At 72.3% G+C, this 15,455-nt stretch carries 15 protein-coding genes; 11 read left to right on the plus strand and 4 right to left on the minus strand.

The window, feature by feature from the left end; translation table 11 throughout:
- From AB0B48_RS25545 to AB0B48_RS25570, 6 genes are all read left to right on the plus strand, one after another.
- Positions 1 to 1,555: LuxR C-terminal-related transcriptional regulator (locus AB0B48_RS25545; protein WP_357205888.1), on the plus strand; the 1,555-nt coding region annotated here is incomplete at its 5' end.
- Positions 1,552 to 3,504, plus strand: coding sequence for a nitrate- and nitrite sensing domain-containing protein (locus tag AB0B48_RS25550; RefSeq protein WP_357205891.1), 1,953 nt, complete (start codon positions 1,552 to 1,554; stop codon positions 3,502 to 3,504). The genes AB0B48_RS25545 and AB0B48_RS25550, both read left to right, overlap by 4 nt.
- On the plus strand, positions 3,501 to 3,950 hold the full coding sequence (locus tag AB0B48_RS25555; RefSeq protein ID WP_355006158.1) for a roadblock/LC7 domain-containing protein: 450 nt from the start codon (positions 3,501 to 3,503) through the stop codon (positions 3,948 to 3,950). The genes AB0B48_RS25550 and AB0B48_RS25555 overlap by 4 nt, the downstream gene beginning before the upstream one ends.
- Positions 3,928 to 4,308, plus strand: a complete 381-nt coding sequence (locus tag AB0B48_RS25560; RefSeq protein WP_357205895.1) for a DUF742 domain-containing protein — start codon at positions 3,928 to 3,930, stop codon at positions 4,306 to 4,308. The genes AB0B48_RS25555 and AB0B48_RS25560 overlap by 23 nt, the downstream gene beginning before the upstream one ends.
- A 107-nt stretch (positions 4,309 to 4,415) precedes the next feature.
- On the plus strand, positions 4,416 to 5,120 hold the full coding sequence (locus tag AB0B48_RS25565) for a cellulose binding domain-containing protein (protein ID WP_357205898.1): 705 nt from the start codon (positions 4,416 to 4,418) through the stop codon (positions 5,118 to 5,120).
- Positions 5,121 to 5,221: 101 nt separating this feature from the next.
- Complete coding sequence (locus tag AB0B48_RS25570; protein WP_357205901.1) at positions 5,222 to 7,135, plus strand: glycerophosphodiester phosphodiesterase family protein; 1,914 nt, start codon at positions 5,222 to 5,224, stop codon at positions 7,133 to 7,135.
- A gap of 49 nt (positions 7,136 to 7,184) precedes the next feature.
- Here AB0B48_RS25570 and AB0B48_RS25575 read toward each other — a convergent pair whose 3' ends face one another.
- The 4 genes from AB0B48_RS25575 to AB0B48_RS25590 form a co-directional block, all read right to left on the minus strand.
- The gene (locus tag AB0B48_RS25575; protein WP_357205904.1) at positions 7,185 to 7,781 is read right to left on the minus strand and encodes a hypothetical protein; all 597 of its coding nucleotides are present in this window, start codon (positions 7,779 to 7,781) and stop codon (positions 7,185 to 7,187) included.
- A 107-nt stretch (positions 7,782 to 7,888) separates the two neighbouring features.
- A complete protein-coding gene (locus AB0B48_RS25580) occupies positions 7,889 to 8,452 on the minus strand; it encodes a GerMN domain-containing protein (protein WP_357205907.1) in 564 nt (187 codons plus the stop codon).
- Positions 8,449 to 9,804 carry a HAMP domain-containing sensor histidine kinase gene (locus AB0B48_RS25585; protein WP_357205910.1) on the minus strand — a complete coding sequence of 452 codons (1,356 nt, stop codon included), beginning with the start codon at positions 9,802 to 9,804 and terminating at the stop codon, positions 8,449 to 8,451. Before AB0B48_RS25585 ends, AB0B48_RS25580 begins: the two co-directional genes overlap by 4 nt.
- Complete coding sequence (locus AB0B48_RS25590; protein WP_355006168.1) at positions 9,801 to 10,490, minus strand: response regulator transcription factor; 690 nt, start codon at positions 10,488 to 10,490, stop codon at positions 9,801 to 9,803. Before AB0B48_RS25590 ends, AB0B48_RS25585 begins: the two co-directional genes overlap by 4 nt.
- Before the next feature lie 150 nt (positions 10,491 to 10,640).
- Here AB0B48_RS25590 and AB0B48_RS25595 point away from each other — a divergent pair, with 150 nt between their 5' ends.
- From AB0B48_RS25595 to AB0B48_RS25615, 5 genes are all read left to right on the plus strand, one after another.
- Positions 10,641 to 10,970, plus strand: coding sequence for an STAS domain-containing protein (locus AB0B48_RS25595; protein ID WP_357205912.1), 330 nt, complete (start codon positions 10,641 to 10,643; stop codon positions 10,968 to 10,970).
- Complete coding sequence (locus AB0B48_RS25600; protein WP_357205914.1) at positions 10,967 to 11,581, plus strand: STAS domain-containing protein; 615 nt, start codon at positions 10,967 to 10,969, stop codon at positions 11,579 to 11,581. The genes AB0B48_RS25595 and AB0B48_RS25600 overlap by 4 nt, the downstream gene beginning before the upstream one ends.
- A gap of 50 nt (positions 11,582 to 11,631) precedes the next feature.
- Complete coding sequence (locus tag AB0B48_RS25605) at positions 11,632 to 12,012, plus strand: YccF domain-containing protein (RefSeq protein WP_357205917.1); 381 nt, start codon at positions 11,632 to 11,634, stop codon at positions 12,010 to 12,012.
- Between the two features lie 154 nt (positions 12,013 to 12,166).
- Complete coding sequence (helR, locus tag AB0B48_RS25610) at positions 12,167 to 14,302, plus strand: RNA polymerase recycling motor ATPase HelR (RefSeq protein ID WP_357205920.1); 2,136 nt, start codon at positions 12,167 to 12,169, stop codon at positions 14,300 to 14,302.
- Positions 14,303 to 14,463: 161 nt separating this feature from the next.
- A complete protein-coding gene (locus AB0B48_RS25615) occupies positions 14,464 to 15,231 on the plus strand; it encodes a hypothetical protein (protein WP_357205923.1) in 768 nt (255 codons plus the stop codon).
- Positions 15,232 to 15,455 lie beyond the last annotated feature (224 nt).

The following is a 15,455-nucleotide window of genomic DNA, read 5'->3' on the forward strand; positions in this document are numbered from 1 at the left end:
GGCGCCCCCGGCGCCCGGCCGGCCGCCCGCCGCGCGGCAGGCGCTCGCCGCCGCGCTCGCCGGTGATCTCGACGACGCCCTCCGGCTGGCGGACCGACTCCTGGCCACGGCCGCTCCCCCGGATCGCTCCGAGGCGGCCGTGGTCGCCGCCACCGCCCTGGCCCACCGTGGTCACATCGGTCGCAGCGTCGAGCTGTTCCGGTGGTCGGGCACCGCCTCGGCGGCGGCGTTCGCCATCGTCGGCGGGTTGGCCATCGGCGACCCGGCCGCCAGCACCGAGTCACCGGCGGGCGACCCGGCGGGCGAACCCCCGACCCTGCACGCCAGCGCCGCCCGACTGATGGCCAACGGTGTACGGGAGAGCGTGACCGGCCCGCCGACTGCCGCGCTCTCCGCGCTCGTGCAGGCCGCCGCGCTGCTGGAGCCGGACGGCCGGGCGGCGCTGCTGCCGGACAGCCCGGCGGCACTCGCCGCGTTGACGGCGGTGCACTGCGGTGAGCTGGAAATCGCCGAGCGGGTGCTGCACCGCGCCCTGGGCGCCGGTGTCGGCGGCCCGCTGATGGCCCGCCGCCACCGGCTGTTGCAGGCCTGGATCCTGATGGTCCGTGGCGAGATCCACGCCGCCGGCGAGCGGCTCGCCACTGTGACGCTCGACGGGCGGCCACTGGAGTCACGCGACCAGCTCTTCGCCGCCGCGATCCGGATGGGCATCGGCCGGCGCAACAGTGACCTCGGGGCGCTCAAGCGTGGTTGGGAGCAGGCACTGGAGGCCGTGGTGCGGCATCCCGTCGACCTGTTCACCCTGCTGCCGTTGGGTGAGCTGGCCATCGCGGGCGCACGGCTGGGTGACCTGGCCCGGCTGGAGCCGTACCTGCACCAGGGGCGTGAGCTCCTCGACCGCCTCGACAATCCACCATTGTGGAGCGTTCCGCTGCACTGGAGCGGGTTGCACGCCGCCATCCTGACCGGCGAGCCGACGATCGCCGACGGACACGTCACGGCGTTGCTGGCCGCCGCCGGCCACAGCCGGTACGCGGCAGTGGTCGCCGCAGCCGCGGAGAGCTGGGTGGAGGTGCTCCGGGGTGTCGTCGACCCGATCCGGGTGGAGGCCGCCGCCCGAGGGCTGCACGACACCGGGTTGTGCTGGGACGGCGCCCGCCTCGCCGGGCAGGCCGCCATCCGCACCGCGGACCGACGGGCGATGACCACCCTGCTGGAATGCGCCCGAGCGTTGCAGGGGCGGCCCTCCAGCGGGCAGAGCGGGCAGACACCGACGGCCGGTGCGAGCACGGCGCGGGTCGCCGGGCCCACCCAACACGGCCTGAGTGACCGCGAGTACGAGGTCGCCGAGCTGGTGCTCGCCGGCTTGACCTACCGGGAGATCGGCGATCGGCTCTTCATCTCGGCCAAGACCGTCGAACACCACGTGGCGCGGATGCGTAACCGACTCAACTGCGCCAACCGCACCGAACTGCTGGCGCTGCTGCGCACCCTCGTCGCCGATCGGGCCAGCGACACGGCCGGGCAACCATGGCCGCAGCGGGCGACCCGATGACCCGTGACGACGTCCGGCTGATCCGGACCAGGCTGGCCGTGCTGGCCGCCGTGCTGGTGACGCTCTGGTCGTACGCGGCCTACGTGTCCAGCCAGGATGCCGTCGACCTGCTGCGCGTCCGGGCGCTGGCGGACACGCTGGGCCAGCCCATCGACCGCCTGATCCTGAACCTCCAGACAGAACGCCGGATCACCGCCGAGACGATCGCCGGTGCGGGACAGACGACGCCCGCGCTGGTCGGGGCCCGCGAAGGCACCGACCGGGCCGCCGCCGAGATCCGCGAGTTCACCAAGGGCCGCGACCTTCGGCTGCTCAGCGCCGGCACCGTCCGCGACCGGGCCGGCGAGCTGGTCCGCCGACTCGACGGCCTGGGCACGACCCGGTCCCGGGTCGACACCGGGGGGCTCGACCAGGGCGCGGCAGTCGACGGGTACGACGAGGTCATCGACGTCGCCTTCGGGGTGTACGGCCCGGAGTGGGGCGCGTACGAGAGCGGGTTGGCAGCCGACACCCGCGCGGTGATCGCTCTGGCCCGCGCCCGGGAGTTGCTCGCCCGGGAGGACGCAGCGGTCAGCGCGGGCCTGGCCGCCGCACGGCTCAGCGCCGACGAGGAGCGCCGGCTGAGTGCGCTGGTCAGCATCCAGCGGTACGCGCACACCGAGGCCGCGGCCGGGCTCCCGCCCGACGGCCGGGCCGAGCATCAGCGCCTCGCGGCCGGCCCCGAGTTCGCGGCCCTGCTCGCCCTGGAGGACCGGCTGCTGCTCCAGGGCGGCGCCGCCAACGCCCTGGCCGGTCTCACCGTTCAGGACTGGCGGGCCGCGGCGGACGCCGCCCTCGGCGCGCTGCAGACGGTGGTGACGAACACCGCCCGCGGCAGCGTCGAGCGGGCCACCCCCGGTGCCGCCATGCTCATCGCGCGTACCGGGGCGGTCGTGGGGCTCGGCCTCATCGTCGTGCTCGTGCTCCTGCTGAGCTGGGCGGGCACCGTCCGACGCCTGACCGACGAACTGATCGGGAGCGGCACCGACCTCCCGACTCCGTTGCCGGGCACGCCGGCCCCACCCCCGACACAGGCGACGCCGGAGGTTGACACCGAGCGGGAGCTGTTCCTGGGGCTGACCCGATACAACCAGGTCCTGCTGCGCGACCAGCTCAGCCTGCTGGACGGGATGCAACGTCGGGAACGGTCCACCGAGGAGACCGGTGAGCTGTTCCAACTCGACCACCTCACCACCCGGGTCCGCCGCAACGTGGAGAAGCTGATCACCCTGGTCGGCGCGACACCCGCCCGCCGCTGGCGACGCCCGGTGCCACTGCTCGACGTGGCGCGCGGCGCGGTCGCCGAGGTGCCGGACTACCACCGGGTCCTGATCGCGCCGCACTGGCCATGGTCGCTCGCGGGCCCGGCCGTCACGGACGTCATCCACCTGCTGGCGGAGCTGATCGAGAACGCGCTGGCCTTCTCCGAGGTGGAGACCACAGTGCGGGTCAGCGGCGAACAGCGACCGCAGGGATGTGCCGTGATCGTCGTCGACGACGGGCCGGGCCTTGACGCCGCCGCGCTGGCCGAGGCGAACCACCTGCTCGGCAGTCCGCCGCCGGACGGCCCGCCCCCGGGCCGCGCCGGCTGGTACGCGGCCGCCGTACTGGCCGACCGATGCGGTGCCCACGTCTCGCTGCGCCCGAGCCGGCGCGGCGGGACGGCCGCTGTTGTGCTCCTACCCTCCCGGCTGATCACGGTCACCAGCACCGGCGGTATCCCGGCCAACGCACCACCCGACAGCCCGTACCCATCGGCCCACACCGGCGCCGACCTGACCGACCCCGTCGGCGACGGCGCGCTGCCGACGCGGGTCCGCCACCCCGGGCCGAACGGCCCGGAACACGTCCGGACCAGCCTCGACACGGTTGAGTTGCCGGTCGCCAGAACAGCGAGGAGACAACAATGACGTCTGCAGTGGTCACCGAGGGCGGCCTGACCGACGCCCTGAACGACCTGGTCGACCGGGTGCACGGTGCGGAGTTCGCAGTGGTGCTCTCACCGGACGGGCTGCCGCTGGGTGGCTCGCGGCGGGTGGGGGCGAAGCTGGCCGAGCAGATCTCCGGCGTGGTCGCCGGACTGATCGCGTTGGGGCTGGCCGCCACCCGGACCTGCGAGGCGGGTGAGCTGCGTCAGGTCGTGGTGCAGATGTCGCGAGCGTTCCTGTTCATCGCCACCATCCCGAACGGGACCATCCTCACCGTGCGGATCGCCGGTGACGACGTCGAGGTCGGTGACATGGCGTACGAGGTGGCGCTCTTCGTCGGGCAGGCCGAGCAGCACCTGCCGATCACGCTGGGCCCGGCCTCCTCGGTGACGATCGGGGACACAGGTGCACTCCAGCGGCGCCACTGACGAGGCGTGGTACGACGACGACGCGGGCCCGGTCGCCCGGCCCTATACGATGACCGGGGGGCGTACCGCGCCCGCACGCGGCCAGTTCGACCTGATCTCGCTGGTCGTCGCCCGGCGGGGGGTCACCCCTCCCACGCCGCTCTTCCCCGAACAGGCGCGGATCGTCGAGCTGTGTCACCATCCAGTGTCGGTGGCCGAGGTGGGTGCCGAGTTGGATCTTCCGCTGGGGACGGTCCGAGTGTTGCTCGGTGACCTGCTCGCGGCCGGGCTGATCGAGACGCACGAACCGCCGATGCTGTCGGAGCTGCCGACCGAGGACCTGCTCGAGGCGATACTCGTCGGGCTTCGCGGGTTGTGACCGGGCAGCCGCCACCCGCGACCCGGACGGATCGTGGGCACGCACCCGGCGACGAACTGAAAGAGAGACTGGCAGTGCCGGCAACACCACCCCAACCACGCCGTACCGTGGCGATCATCCTGCTGGATCGGGTCGTGGCCCTCGTCACGGCCGCACGGCGGGTGCTCACCGGTCGGGAGGACGTCTCGCGGGCCACCTGGGTGGCTGTCGTCGCGGCGCTCGGGGTGCTGATCGCGACGGCCGTGTCCGTCGTCGGGGTGCTGCGTACGCCGGAGAAGCTGACGCCGGTGACCCTCGACCCACCGCCGTCGGTCGAGCAGATGGACGGGTCGCCGTCCGCCACCCCCCGCGCGCAGGCGCGACCGGCGCTCACCAGCCCGGCGGTGGCCGCGCCCCCGTCCGCCTCGGCCTCGTCGGTCCCACCGGCCGTCGCGTCGTCGACCCGGCCCACGCCGACCGGCGCCACCGCCGAACCCACCCCGGCGGCCCTGGGCGCGGACTTCGCCATCACTGACAATGCCCTGCTCAGCTACGGCGCGACAGTGACGATCAGCAATCCGGGCCCGGTCCCGGCACCGGGGTGGACGCTGGTCGTCACCCTGCCCCGGGAGTCGCTGGGGGTCAGCGGGGTCGAGGGGGCACAGGCCAGCCGGGACGGTGCGGTGTGGACGTTCGTGCCGGACCCGAACACCGGTCAGGTGCCCGGCAGCGCCTCGGTCCGGGTGACGTTCCGGGTCAATGGATCGTTGACCGGTGCCGCCCCCAGGGCGTGCACGATCGACGGGGTCGCCTGCTCCGGCCTGCCGAACTGACCGGTCCGGGACGCCCGGATCGAGCGCGGTACACCCGTCGTTCCGACGGCAGCCATGCTTGATTGATCATCAGTTCGGGCGTGCTTCGTACCGTCGCGACCATGACTGTCCCACCCGCATCACCGTCGCCGCGCCGCGCCGGGTCACGCCTCGGCGCCCTGGGTGCCCGGGCCGCCGCCGTCGCCGCTCTCGCCGTCACCAGCGCTGCCGTCGCGGTCGCCGTCGCGACCTCGTCACCCGCCACCGCCGAGCCGGGCAGCGTCGTCGTCTCGGAGAACTTCTCGGCCGGGTCGCTGCCCGCCGGTTGGCACGCGGTCGACGGCACCTGGAAGGTCGAGAACGGCCGGCTGTACGGAACCTCCGCCAGCTCCAGCGAAAACAACAAGATCACCTTCGGTCGGCACCTGAACGACTTCCGCCTCGAGGCGACCATGCGCTTCGAGTCGGTTTCGGCCGCCACCCGCTGGGCCTCGCTCGGCATCGACGTCCCCGCCAGCGGCGCGACCCCCTGGTGGATCGCCACCATGCGCAGCGGCACCACCGCCGCCAACGGGCTCGAATTCGCCCAGCGGACCACTGCCAACGCCTGGGTCGTGACGAACACCGCCTCCGCCCCGTCCGCCGCCGGCACCGGCCGGGACGTGCGCGTCGCCGTCGAGGTGCACGGCAACCAGGCCCGTTGGATCTTCGACGGGCGGGAGGCGATGCGGACCAGCAGCCTCCAGCGTTCCGCCGACGGCGTCCAGGGGCTCTTCGTCAACGGCGCAACAGTGTCGTACGACGACGTCACCGTCACCGAGCTGGCACCGAACGGCTACCTCCGCCCCGAGGGCAGCCCGTTCACCGTGATCGCCCACCGGGGCGCGTCCGCCGCCGCACCGGAGAACACCCTCGTCGCCCAGGAGATCGCCCGTAGGGGCGGCGCCGACTGGATCGAGAACGACGTCCAGCCGAGCAGGGACGGCGTCCCGTTCATCCTGCACGACGGCACCGTCGACCGGACCACCGACGGCACCGGCAACATCCGGGACCTGACCGCCGCGCAGATCAAGGCGCTCGACGCCGGCTCCTGGTTCGGCCCGCAGTACGTCGGTGAGCGGGTGCCCACCCTCGCGGAGCAGCTCGCCGACCTGCGGACGCGGGGTGGAAACCTGCTCGTGGAGATCAAGGGCAAGCACACCCGCAACGAGGTCGCCACGATCATGCAGGTGATCCGGGACGAGCAGATGATGGGCCGGGTCTTCATCCAGAGCTTCGAGGTCGACGCTCTGAAGTACACCTACGAGATCGCCCCCGAGCTGCCGCTCGGCCTGCTCCGCAGCACCCTGGACGCCGACCCGGTGGCGATCGCGAAGGAGTTGCACCTGACCGCGTACAACCCGGACGGCAACGCGCTGTTGGCCAAGCCCGAGGTCATCGCCCCGCTGCACGCGGCCGGGGTCGCCGTGATGGCGTGGACGATGGACTCCGCCGGCCTGTGGCAGCGGCTGGAGCGGATCGGCACCGACGCGATCATCACCAACCGGGCGGCGGAGCTGGTCGGCTGGAACTCGGCGTTCGTCCAGCGGGCCCCCGGCGACCCGACCGTGCAGATCACCTCGCCGACCGACGGGGCTCGGCTGGACCGGGCGCAGTCACCGGTGATCGCGGTCGCCGCGACCAACGCCGACACCGTCACCGTGACGCTGGACGGTAAGAAGTCGGCCGCCGGGCGCAAGCTCGACCTGGCCAAGCTGACCGCCGGCCGGCACACCATCACCACCGAGGCGACCGGGCCCGAGGGCACCGCCACGGCGACCAGCACCTTCACCGTGACAGTGAGCCAGGCTGGCCTCGGCTACCTGATCCCCACCTCGGGCGCGGACCCGGCCGCCGTCACGGCGATGACCATCAAACTGGCCCACGCCCAGTACGCCGAGCTGGCCACCTACGCCGACCGGCAGGCGGGCAAGCTGGTGCCGGCGGAGATCGCCAGCGTCATCGCCGCCGACGCCCGCACCCTCGCACTGAAGTAACGACTCGAAGGGTGGCGCTGGTCCGATGTGGTCAGCGCCACCCCTGTCCTCAGTGGATGCCGACCGGTGACCCGGCACGTTCGCCCCGCTGTCGTACCAGTGGCAGCGCCGGGGCCAACGCCAGCGCCATGCACAGGCCGCCGATGGGAAGCAGGTCGAGGGTGACCGCCGGCAGGACGATGCCGACGAGGAGCAGCGGCACGCTCCACCACGGCAGCCGCCGTCGGGCGGCGAGCATGCCCGTGAGCACGAGCAGGCCGAGGAAGAAGAACTGGGGTACGACGTCGTAGAAGGCCACCTCCACGCCGGGGATGTCCTTGAATTCCGCGCCGAGCCTCGACATCTCCGCCCGGTCCTCGGCCAGCAGCCCCTCGACGATGTCCGCGCCGAACTGCACCATCGTCGCGGCGAGGCCGACGAACGTGCCGGCCACCACCCCGGTGCGCCACGGACTGCGGGGCAGCAGGCGGGACAGCGCGAGCACACCCGGGACGAAGCACACCATGCCGGCGAGGGCGGCCAGGTGGGCGGCCTGCCAGTCGAGCCCGGGGCCGTACACCCCGTCTGACTTTCCCCACAGCCGGATCAGGCCGTAGGCCACGATGCCGACCGGGCCGGCCATCACGTAGAGCGCAGCGCGTTTCATGCCAGTCAGCATGTGACCGTCGGCGACTGCCGACCTCCGGGAGCTTCCCTCGGGTCGCCCTGGCTTTCGTCTCAGGTCTTCCACCGAGCGACCCCGAGACCTCGCGTTCAGCGTTCGCTGATGAGGGGGGCGTAGTCGCCGCGGGTGAGCGGCATGCTGGACAGGGAGCCGTCGGCCCGGGGCACGCCCAGAGCCCTGCCGTCGCGCAGGAAGGCCACTGTGGAGACGTCCTCGCGGCTGGTGAGAGTGCAGACGATCTGCCCGAAGGCGAGGACCTCGTCGCTGCGACCGCCCACCTCGGCGGGTTCGTCCACAGCGACGACGGCCTGCGTCCCGGTAACTGTCGCGAGGGCGGCGTTGACCGCCCCCGGCAGCGCGCTGGTCAGGTCGCTGTCCCGTTCGGCCCCGCTGGGCCCGGCGAGCAGGTGCCGCAACTGGTCCGCGATGCTGGGTGCCCTGTCGACGCGCCGGACCACGGGGACGATGCGGTTGTTCCGGACCAGGCAGAGCGTCTCGGCGGCGCTGCCGGCCGGTGCGGTGGTGTCGGCGGGAGCGGCGCTGCTCAGCGGCCCTCGCGGGGCCGGCACCGCACGTGGGGTGTCGTCGGTGGGGATGCCACATGCGGTCAGCAGCACAACGAGGGCCAACGGGACGAGACGGCGAGGCTTCACGACAGGCTCCCCGGCAGGGTGACCCGGAAACAGGCGCCCCCACCCGGACGGTCGGCGACCGTCACCTGCCCCGCGTGCGCGGCGGCGTGCTGCGCGACCAGCGCCAGCCCCAGGCCGGTGCCGTCGCCGGCGCCACGGGTGTGGGCGGCTCGCCCCCGGACGAACCGGTCGAAGATCGCCTCGCGGTCCTCGACGGGAACACCGGGACCGTCATCGTCGACCTCGACGACGCCGCTGTCCCCGTCCCGGTCCAGTCGAACCGCCACCGGGCCACCGCCGTAGGTGGCGGCGTTGTCGAGCAGGTTCGCCAGGATCTGGGCGACCCGCCGCCGCTCGACCTGCCACGTCGTGGGTACGTCCGGTGCCAGGCTGACGAGGGTGCCCGGCAGGTCGTACGCGTCGCAGGTCTCCCGGGCCAGCTCCACCACGTCCACCGGGGCACGGTGGGCCGGCTGGTCGCTGCGGGCCAGGTCGATCAGGTCGTTGACGAGCCGTTGGAAACGATCGATCTCGTCGGCGACGAGCCCGGCGGCGGTGGCAGTCCGTTCGTCCTGGTGCTCCCGACGGCGGGCCAGGACGCTGGCCGCCGCGGCGAGGGTCTGCAACGGGGACCGCAGTTCGTGGCTGACATCGGCGGCGAACCGGCGGTCCCGTTCGATGCGCAGGGCGAGGCGGTCGACCATCTGGTTGAACGACGAGGAGAGGCGGGTGAGGTCAGGGTCGGTGGCCGGGTCGAGCCGGGCGGTGAAGTCACCGGCGGCGATCTTCTCGGCCGCGTCGGCGACCGCTGTCAGCGGCCGCAGCCCGTGTCGGGTGGCGTACCAGGCGAGGGCGGCGCCGGATCCGGCGACCAGCACCGCAACGCTGGTCAGCGCGAGGGCCAGCACCCGGAAGGTCTGCTCCAGCTCGCGCAGCGAGTTGACCTCGAAGTACGTCGCGGACGCGGACAACGGCACACCGACCACCAGAGCCGGTTGGCCGTCGACGCGGACACGCTGCACGGCCGGCTCCCCGGCGGAGACGACCCGGAGCAGCTCGTCGGGGATGGCGGCCGTGGTGCCAGGATCGGCGGCCCTCGCGTACCACTCGCCGTTGAGGTGCAGCACCGGTCGACGGCTTCCGCCGGTGTCCAACGACCGGAGCACCTCCACCACGTCCGGGGTGTCGGTGTCGAGGCCGGCATGCACCACGGCGGCGTCGAAGTAGGCGGCCCGCAGGGCGATGCGTTCGCGGTCGTCGAGCAGGGACCGGCGGGTCAACTCGTAGGAGATCAGGGCCATCGACGCCGAGAGCAGGAGCGCGCCGACGGCGAACGCGGCGGTAACCCGGGTACGCAGTCCGAGGCGTCTCATCGTTGCAACTTGTAGCCGAGGCCCCGCAGGGTGACCAGGTGCCGGGGGTTCGCCGGGTCCAGCTCGATCTTCTGCCGAAGCCGACCGACGTGCACGTCGACGAGCCGTTCGTCGCCGCTGTCGTACCCCCAGACCCGTTGCAGCAACTGCTGACGCGACAGCACCCGACCAGCGTGCTCGGCCAGCTCACAGAGCAGCCGGAACTCGGTGCGGGTGACAGTGACCTGCTGGCCGGCGCGGCGCACCTCCCCCGCCTCCGGGCTGATCTCCAACTCCCCGAAGGCGACCGCCGGCACGGGCTCCGGCGCCGAGGTCGTGACCACCGGCCGGGCACGGCGGCGCAGAGCCCGCAGGCGGGCGGTCAGCTCCCGGATGGCCACGGGTTTGACCACGTAGTCGTCGGCGCCGGCTTCGAGGGCCGCCACGATGTCGTCGGTGCCGTCACGGGCGCTGACCACCACGATCGGCACGTCGTCGTCTCGGCGCAACTGTCGGATGCACTCGAAGCCGTCGAGGCCGGGCAGCATCAGGTCGACGAGCACGTAGTCGGCCGGGTGGTGGCGCTGGGCGCGCAGGCCCTCCTCGGCCGTGGCCGCGCCGAGGGCGTCGTAGCCCTCGTCCTCAAGTGCGAGCAGCAGCGCGAGCCGGATGCGGTCGTCGTCCTCGATCACCAGTACGGCCGTCATCCCGGAATCATCCTCGGCCGACCGCCGGGCGGCCAACCGTGCCCGCCGGCCGGCGGTTTTGTCACACAACTGTCACAGAGCCTTGCAGTGACCGCCAACCCCGCCCAGCACGGTGGGGAGGAGGCAAGGTCGACGGAGAGGGGTACGGCAATGGCGACGCCGGTGCTGCCCGCGAGGTACACGCTGCCGCTGGTCGAGGTTCGCGTCACCGAACTCGATCTGGCCTGTCTGCCGGAGGTCGGCGCGGTGTTCGACCGACTGCTGGCGCTGCGCCCCGCGCAGGTCGTGCTCGACCTGTCCGACTGCCAGCACCTCGACGCCGCCGCCATCGGCCTGCTGCTCGACGTGCACCGGCGGCTGACTCGCGCCGACGCGGCCCTCACCGTCCGCGATCCGAACCCCCGGGTCCGGCGCATCCTGCAGATCACTCGCCTGGATCAGGTGCTCCCGATCGTCAATGAGGAAGGACCAGCAGCATGACCGTCGTCCCGGACGAGTATCTGATGACCTTGATCTGCGACACCTGCGGCGAGACCATCCGCGGCACCGCGTGCGTGCTCCCCGACGCCGAGGTCGTCTGGACCCTGGTGGCCGAACACGGCTGGAGCGGCTCCCCCTTCGCCACCGGGCCGCACCGCTGTCCGCACTGCAGCCTCCTGCCCGCCTCGACCGGTGGCCACGCGTCGTGCGACGAGCATGGCCCCGGTGGCATCCTCGGCATCGACCACCTCGACGGCACGACAGTCATCGCCGCCACTGGTGACATCGACCTCGACACCGGCGACAACCTGCGCACGGCGCTGCGGCACGTGGCCGAGGTGGGCGGGCATGTCGTGGTCGACCTGAGCCGGGTGCACATCATCGACTCGACAGGCCTCGGTCTGCTCGTGCGCGCCCACCGGGACGCCCGGGAACGGGGTGTCACGCTCTGCCTCGCCGCGCCGTCGAGATTCATCCGCACCGTCCTGCACACCATGCGTCTGGACGGGGCCTTCCCGATCTTCGACAGCCGCGACCACGCCCTCGCCGAGCTCTCCGACGGTGGCGGGAGGCCCCTTTCCGCGGGCCACGCGGTGGCCGTCCCCCGTTGAGGGAACGGGGGCGAGGCGACCGGGTGGCGAGCATGTTTCATGCTGGAGTAATGATTCGTTTCGTACTGAATGTGCTGTGGCTCGTCTTCGGCGGTGGCCTCGTGCTGGCGGTCGGCTACGGCATCGCCGCGCTGATCTGCTTCGCCCTGGTCATCACCATCCCGTTCGGCGTCGCCTCGCTGCGCCTCGCGGTCTACTCGCTGTGGCCCTTCGGCCGCACCCTGGTGCCCAAGCCGGGCGTGGGCGTCGGCTCCGGCCTGGCGAACATCCTCTGGGTGGTGCTGGCCGGCTGGTGGCTCGCGCTCTCGCACATCCTCGCGGGCATCGCCCTCTGCGTGACGATCATCGGGATCCCGTTCGGCATCGCCAACTTCAAGCTCGTACCGGCGGCGTTCTGGCCGCTCGGGCGTGAGGTCGTCGACGCGCCCTGAACACGGAAAACGGGAGACCTCTGGTCTCCCGCCACTTCTAACTTATAGCACACTGGGGGGCTTGCGGCAAGACCCCGTTTATGACGCAGAATCGTCGGCCGAGGCCAGATTCTGCCGAAATGGAAGTCATGAATTGGATTCCTTGCCTACCTCCGTGTTCGACCTTCCCGATCACCTCGCCCCCAAGGCCGACCCGGCGCTCATCGCCCACGACGAGCGGCACTTCGCGGCCATGGCGCAGGGCCTCGCGCAGCTGAACGCCGAGCTGTCCGACCGCCTGGACACCGCCCGCCGGGCGCCCGGCGGCAAGGGCCGGCAGGCCGTCGACCGGGACGAGGAGGTCCGCCGACTGACCGCCCGCCTACGCTCGCTGAGCCGCTACGGGCTGGACCTGTGCCTCGGCCACGTCGTCGGGGCGGACAACCCCGAGCCGGTGTACGTCGGACGTCGCGGCCTCACCGACAGCACGGGCCGGCGGCTGCTGCTCGACTGGCGCTCACCCGCCGCCGAGCCGTTCTTCGGCGCGACCCACGCCAACCCGATGGGCCTGGCGAGCCGCCGCCGGTACCGCTGGACCCGCGGCCGGATCAGCGACTACTGGGACGAGGTGTTCACCCCGGACGGATTCGTGGGGCACGCCGTCGCGCTCGACGACCAGTCAGCGTTCATCGCCAGTCTGGGCGGTGCCCGTTCGCCCCGGATGCGCGATGTGCTCAGCACGATCCAGGCCGACCAGGACGCCATCATCCGGGCGGGGTCGGCCGGCGCCCTCGTGGTCGACGGCGGTCCGGGCACCGGCAAGACCGTCGTCGCCCTGCACCGCACCGCGTACCTGCTCTACTCCGACCCGCGCCTCGGTCAACGCCGGGGTGGAGTGCTCTTCGTGGGACCGCACCAGCCCTACCTGGCCTACGTCGCCGACGTCCTGCCCAGCCTCGGAGAGGAGGACGTGCAGACCTGCACCCTGCGCGGCCTCGTCGCAGAGGGAGCCACGGCTACCGTCGACGCCGACCCGGACGTGGCCCGGCTGAAGTCCTCGGCCGAGCTGGTCCGGGCGATCGACGCGGCCGTCCGGTTCTACGAGGACCCACCGGTCGCCCCGATGACGATCACGGTCGGCGAATCCGATGTCCGCCTGAGCGCCGACGACTGGGCCGACGCGTTCCAGGCGCCGGGTCCGGGCACCCCGCACAACGAGGCGCGCGAGGACATCTGGGAGGAGTTGCTGACGATCCTCATCGACCGGTACGACGGCGAGGAGCCGGACGCCGTGCTCCGCGATTCGCTGCTGCGCAACCGGGAGCTGCGGGCGACCGTCAACAGTGCCTGGCCGTTGCTCGACGCGGCCGATCTCGTGGGTGACCTGTGGTCGGTGCCCGCGTACCTGCGCAGGTGCGCGCCGTGGCTCAGCCCGGAGGAGGTCCGCAAGCTGCAACGCGACGAGCCCCGGGCCTGGACCGTGTCCGACCTGCCGCTGCTCGACGCGGCCCGGCAGCGGCTCGGCGACGCGGAGAGGGCGGGGCGCACCCGGCGGCGCGACCCGACCGCCGCCGTGGAACGCGAACACATGGCCCGGGTCGTCGACGAGCTGCTCGCGGCCGACACCTACGACGACGGCGAGGGTCTGCTGGCGATGCTGCGCCAACCCGATCTGCGCGACGTCCTGGTCGACGACTCCGCGCTGCCGGACGCCGACCCGGACCTGCTGGCCGGCCCGTTCGCACACATCGTCGTCGACGAGGCGCAGGAGCTGACCGACGCCCAGTGGCAGATGCTGCTGGCCCGCTGCCCGTCGCGCAGCTTCACCATCGTGGGAGACCGCGCCCAGGCCCGGCACGGGTTCACCGAGTCGTGGCAGGAACGACTCAAGCGGGTCGGGCTCGACCGGGTCACAGTGGCCTCGTTGGCCATCAACTACCGGACGCCGGCGGAGGTCATGGCGGAGGCCGAACCGGTCATCCGGGGCGTACTCCCCGACGCCAACGTGCCCACCTCCATCCGCGGCAACGGGCTCCCCGTCGTCCACGGTTCGGCCGCCGACCTTGGGTCGATCCTCGACACCTGGCTCGCCGACCACGCCGAAGGAATCGCCTGCGTGATCGGCGACCCGACCTTCCCGCCGACGTCCCGGGTCCGGTCACTGAGCCCGGAGCAGGCCAAGGGCCTCGAATTCGACCTGGTCGTCCTCGTCGACCCGCAAGCGTTCGGCAGCGGCGTCTCGGGGGCGGTCGACCGCTACGTCGCGATGACCCGGGCCACCCAGCAACTCGTGCTCCTGACCAGCTGCTGAGCGCGTGCCGGCCGGATCCGGGGACGACCGGGGCGATGTCGCTCTCCGACCCCTCTCAGCGATGACGTGGGCCGAATCAGCGTGGCGTTTCGCCGACTCGACCGGTAACGTCGCGCTCTTCGGCCGCCGCGCGCCGCCGGAGTCCGCGAAGGCGCATCTGCATGACGCAACCCACGCCCGCACGGCGTCGACTCGACGCCGCCCTTGCCCGTCTCGCCACCACCTTCGGTGGCATGACCGCCCACCCCGACGACGGCAACTGCGAGTGCCACTGGGGCAGCGCCGAGGAACTTGCCCTGCTCAAGACCCCGGACGTCGAGCTGGACCCGGATCTGCTGCGCCGTACCTACTCGGCCGGCGACTGGGATTTTCCCGCCGCCATGCTGCGCCGGATCCTGCCCCAACTCGCCACGGCATTGGTCAACGGCGAGGTAGAGCGTCTGAGCAGCATGGACCATGCGGGGCATGCGTTCGCGCGCGGTCGCTGGCAGGAGTGGCCCGCCGAGCAGTCGACGGCGATCCGCGAGTTCCTGGACGCCTGGTGGGTCGTCACGCTCACCGACCCAGACGCCGAGGTGCCGGCGCACGCGGTGCTGGCCATGCTCGTGGAAGCCTGTGGCGTGCTCGACCGCTGGCTCGGCGCCTGGGCGACGGAGAACAGTTTGGTGGCGGACCGACGGCTCGCCGAGGCTTTCGGAGAGTGGGATTACGACCTGCTCTGCGATGAGCTGCCGTGGAGCACCTGGACGTTGACGGACGACGTCAAGGAGATCCTCCGTGCGGAGCTCACCGCATGGCTGCTCCAGCACGCGCCGGCCCGGCTGCGGACGGTCGACACCGACCCGGAACTACTGCACCGGATCAGGCTGCTCGGCATCCCGGATCCGGCCCGCTTTGACGACCCGCACTGGCCGACCTACACCCACTGACCGGGCTGCAACTGCTGCTCAACCCAGCCGGGCGGGTACGGCGGCCAGGTGTTCGCGGACGCTGCGGGGCGCAGGTCGGTCCAGGTCCGCGCCACGAAGTAAGCACCCGGTCTGACCCCGCGAGCGAGCACCCGGCCCCCCCGTTGCCGCCGGGGGGGGGGGCGAAAAAAAGGAGTCGCCAGGACGGTGCTCGTGTTGGGTGGGATGTGGTGGGGGGGGGATTG

The sequence above is a fragment of the Micromonospora sp. NPDC049089 genome, from assembly GCF_040648775.1.
Classification (GTDB): domain Bacteria; phylum Actinomycetota; class Actinomycetes; order Mycobacteriales; family Micromonosporaceae; genus Micromonospora.

Coding starts and splice junctions, on each gene's coding strand:
- AB0B48_RS25555 (WP_355006158.1), top strand. CDS start 3,501: ATGACGTCTGCAGTGGTCACCGAGGGCGGCCTGACCGACGCCCTGAAC.
- AB0B48_RS25585 (WP_357205910.1), bottom strand. CDS start 9,804: ATGAGACGCCTCGGACTGCGTACCCGGGTTACCGCCGCGTTCGCCGTC.
- AB0B48_RS25590 (WP_355006168.1), bottom strand. CDS start 10,490: ATGACGGCCGTACTGGTGATCGAGGACGACGACCGCATCCGGCTCGCG.
- AB0B48_RS25575 (WP_357205904.1), bottom strand. CDS start 7,781: ATGAAACGCGCTGCGCTCTACGTGATGGCCGGCCCGGTCGGCATCGTG.
- AB0B48_RS25570 (WP_357205901.1), top strand. CDS start 5,222: ATGACTGTCCCACCCGCATCACCGTCGCCGCGCCGCGCCGGGTCACGC.
- AB0B48_RS25595 (WP_357205912.1), top strand. CDS start 10,641: ATGGCGACGCCGGTGCTGCCCGCGAGGTACACGCTGCCGCTGGTCGAG.
- AB0B48_RS25600 (WP_357205914.1), top strand. CDS start 10,967: ATGACCGTCGTCCCGGACGAGTATCTGATGACCTTGATCTGCGACACC.
- AB0B48_RS25605 (WP_357205917.1), top strand. CDS start 11,632: ATGATTCGTTTCGTACTGAATGTGCTGTGGCTCGTCTTCGGCGGTGGC.
- AB0B48_RS25550 (WP_357205891.1), top strand. CDS start 1,552: ATGACCCGTGACGACGTCCGGCTGATCCGGACCAGGCTGGCCGTGCTG.
- AB0B48_RS25615 (WP_357205923.1), top strand. CDS start 14,464: ATGACGCAACCCACGCCCGCACGGCGTCGACTCGACGCCGCCCTTGCC.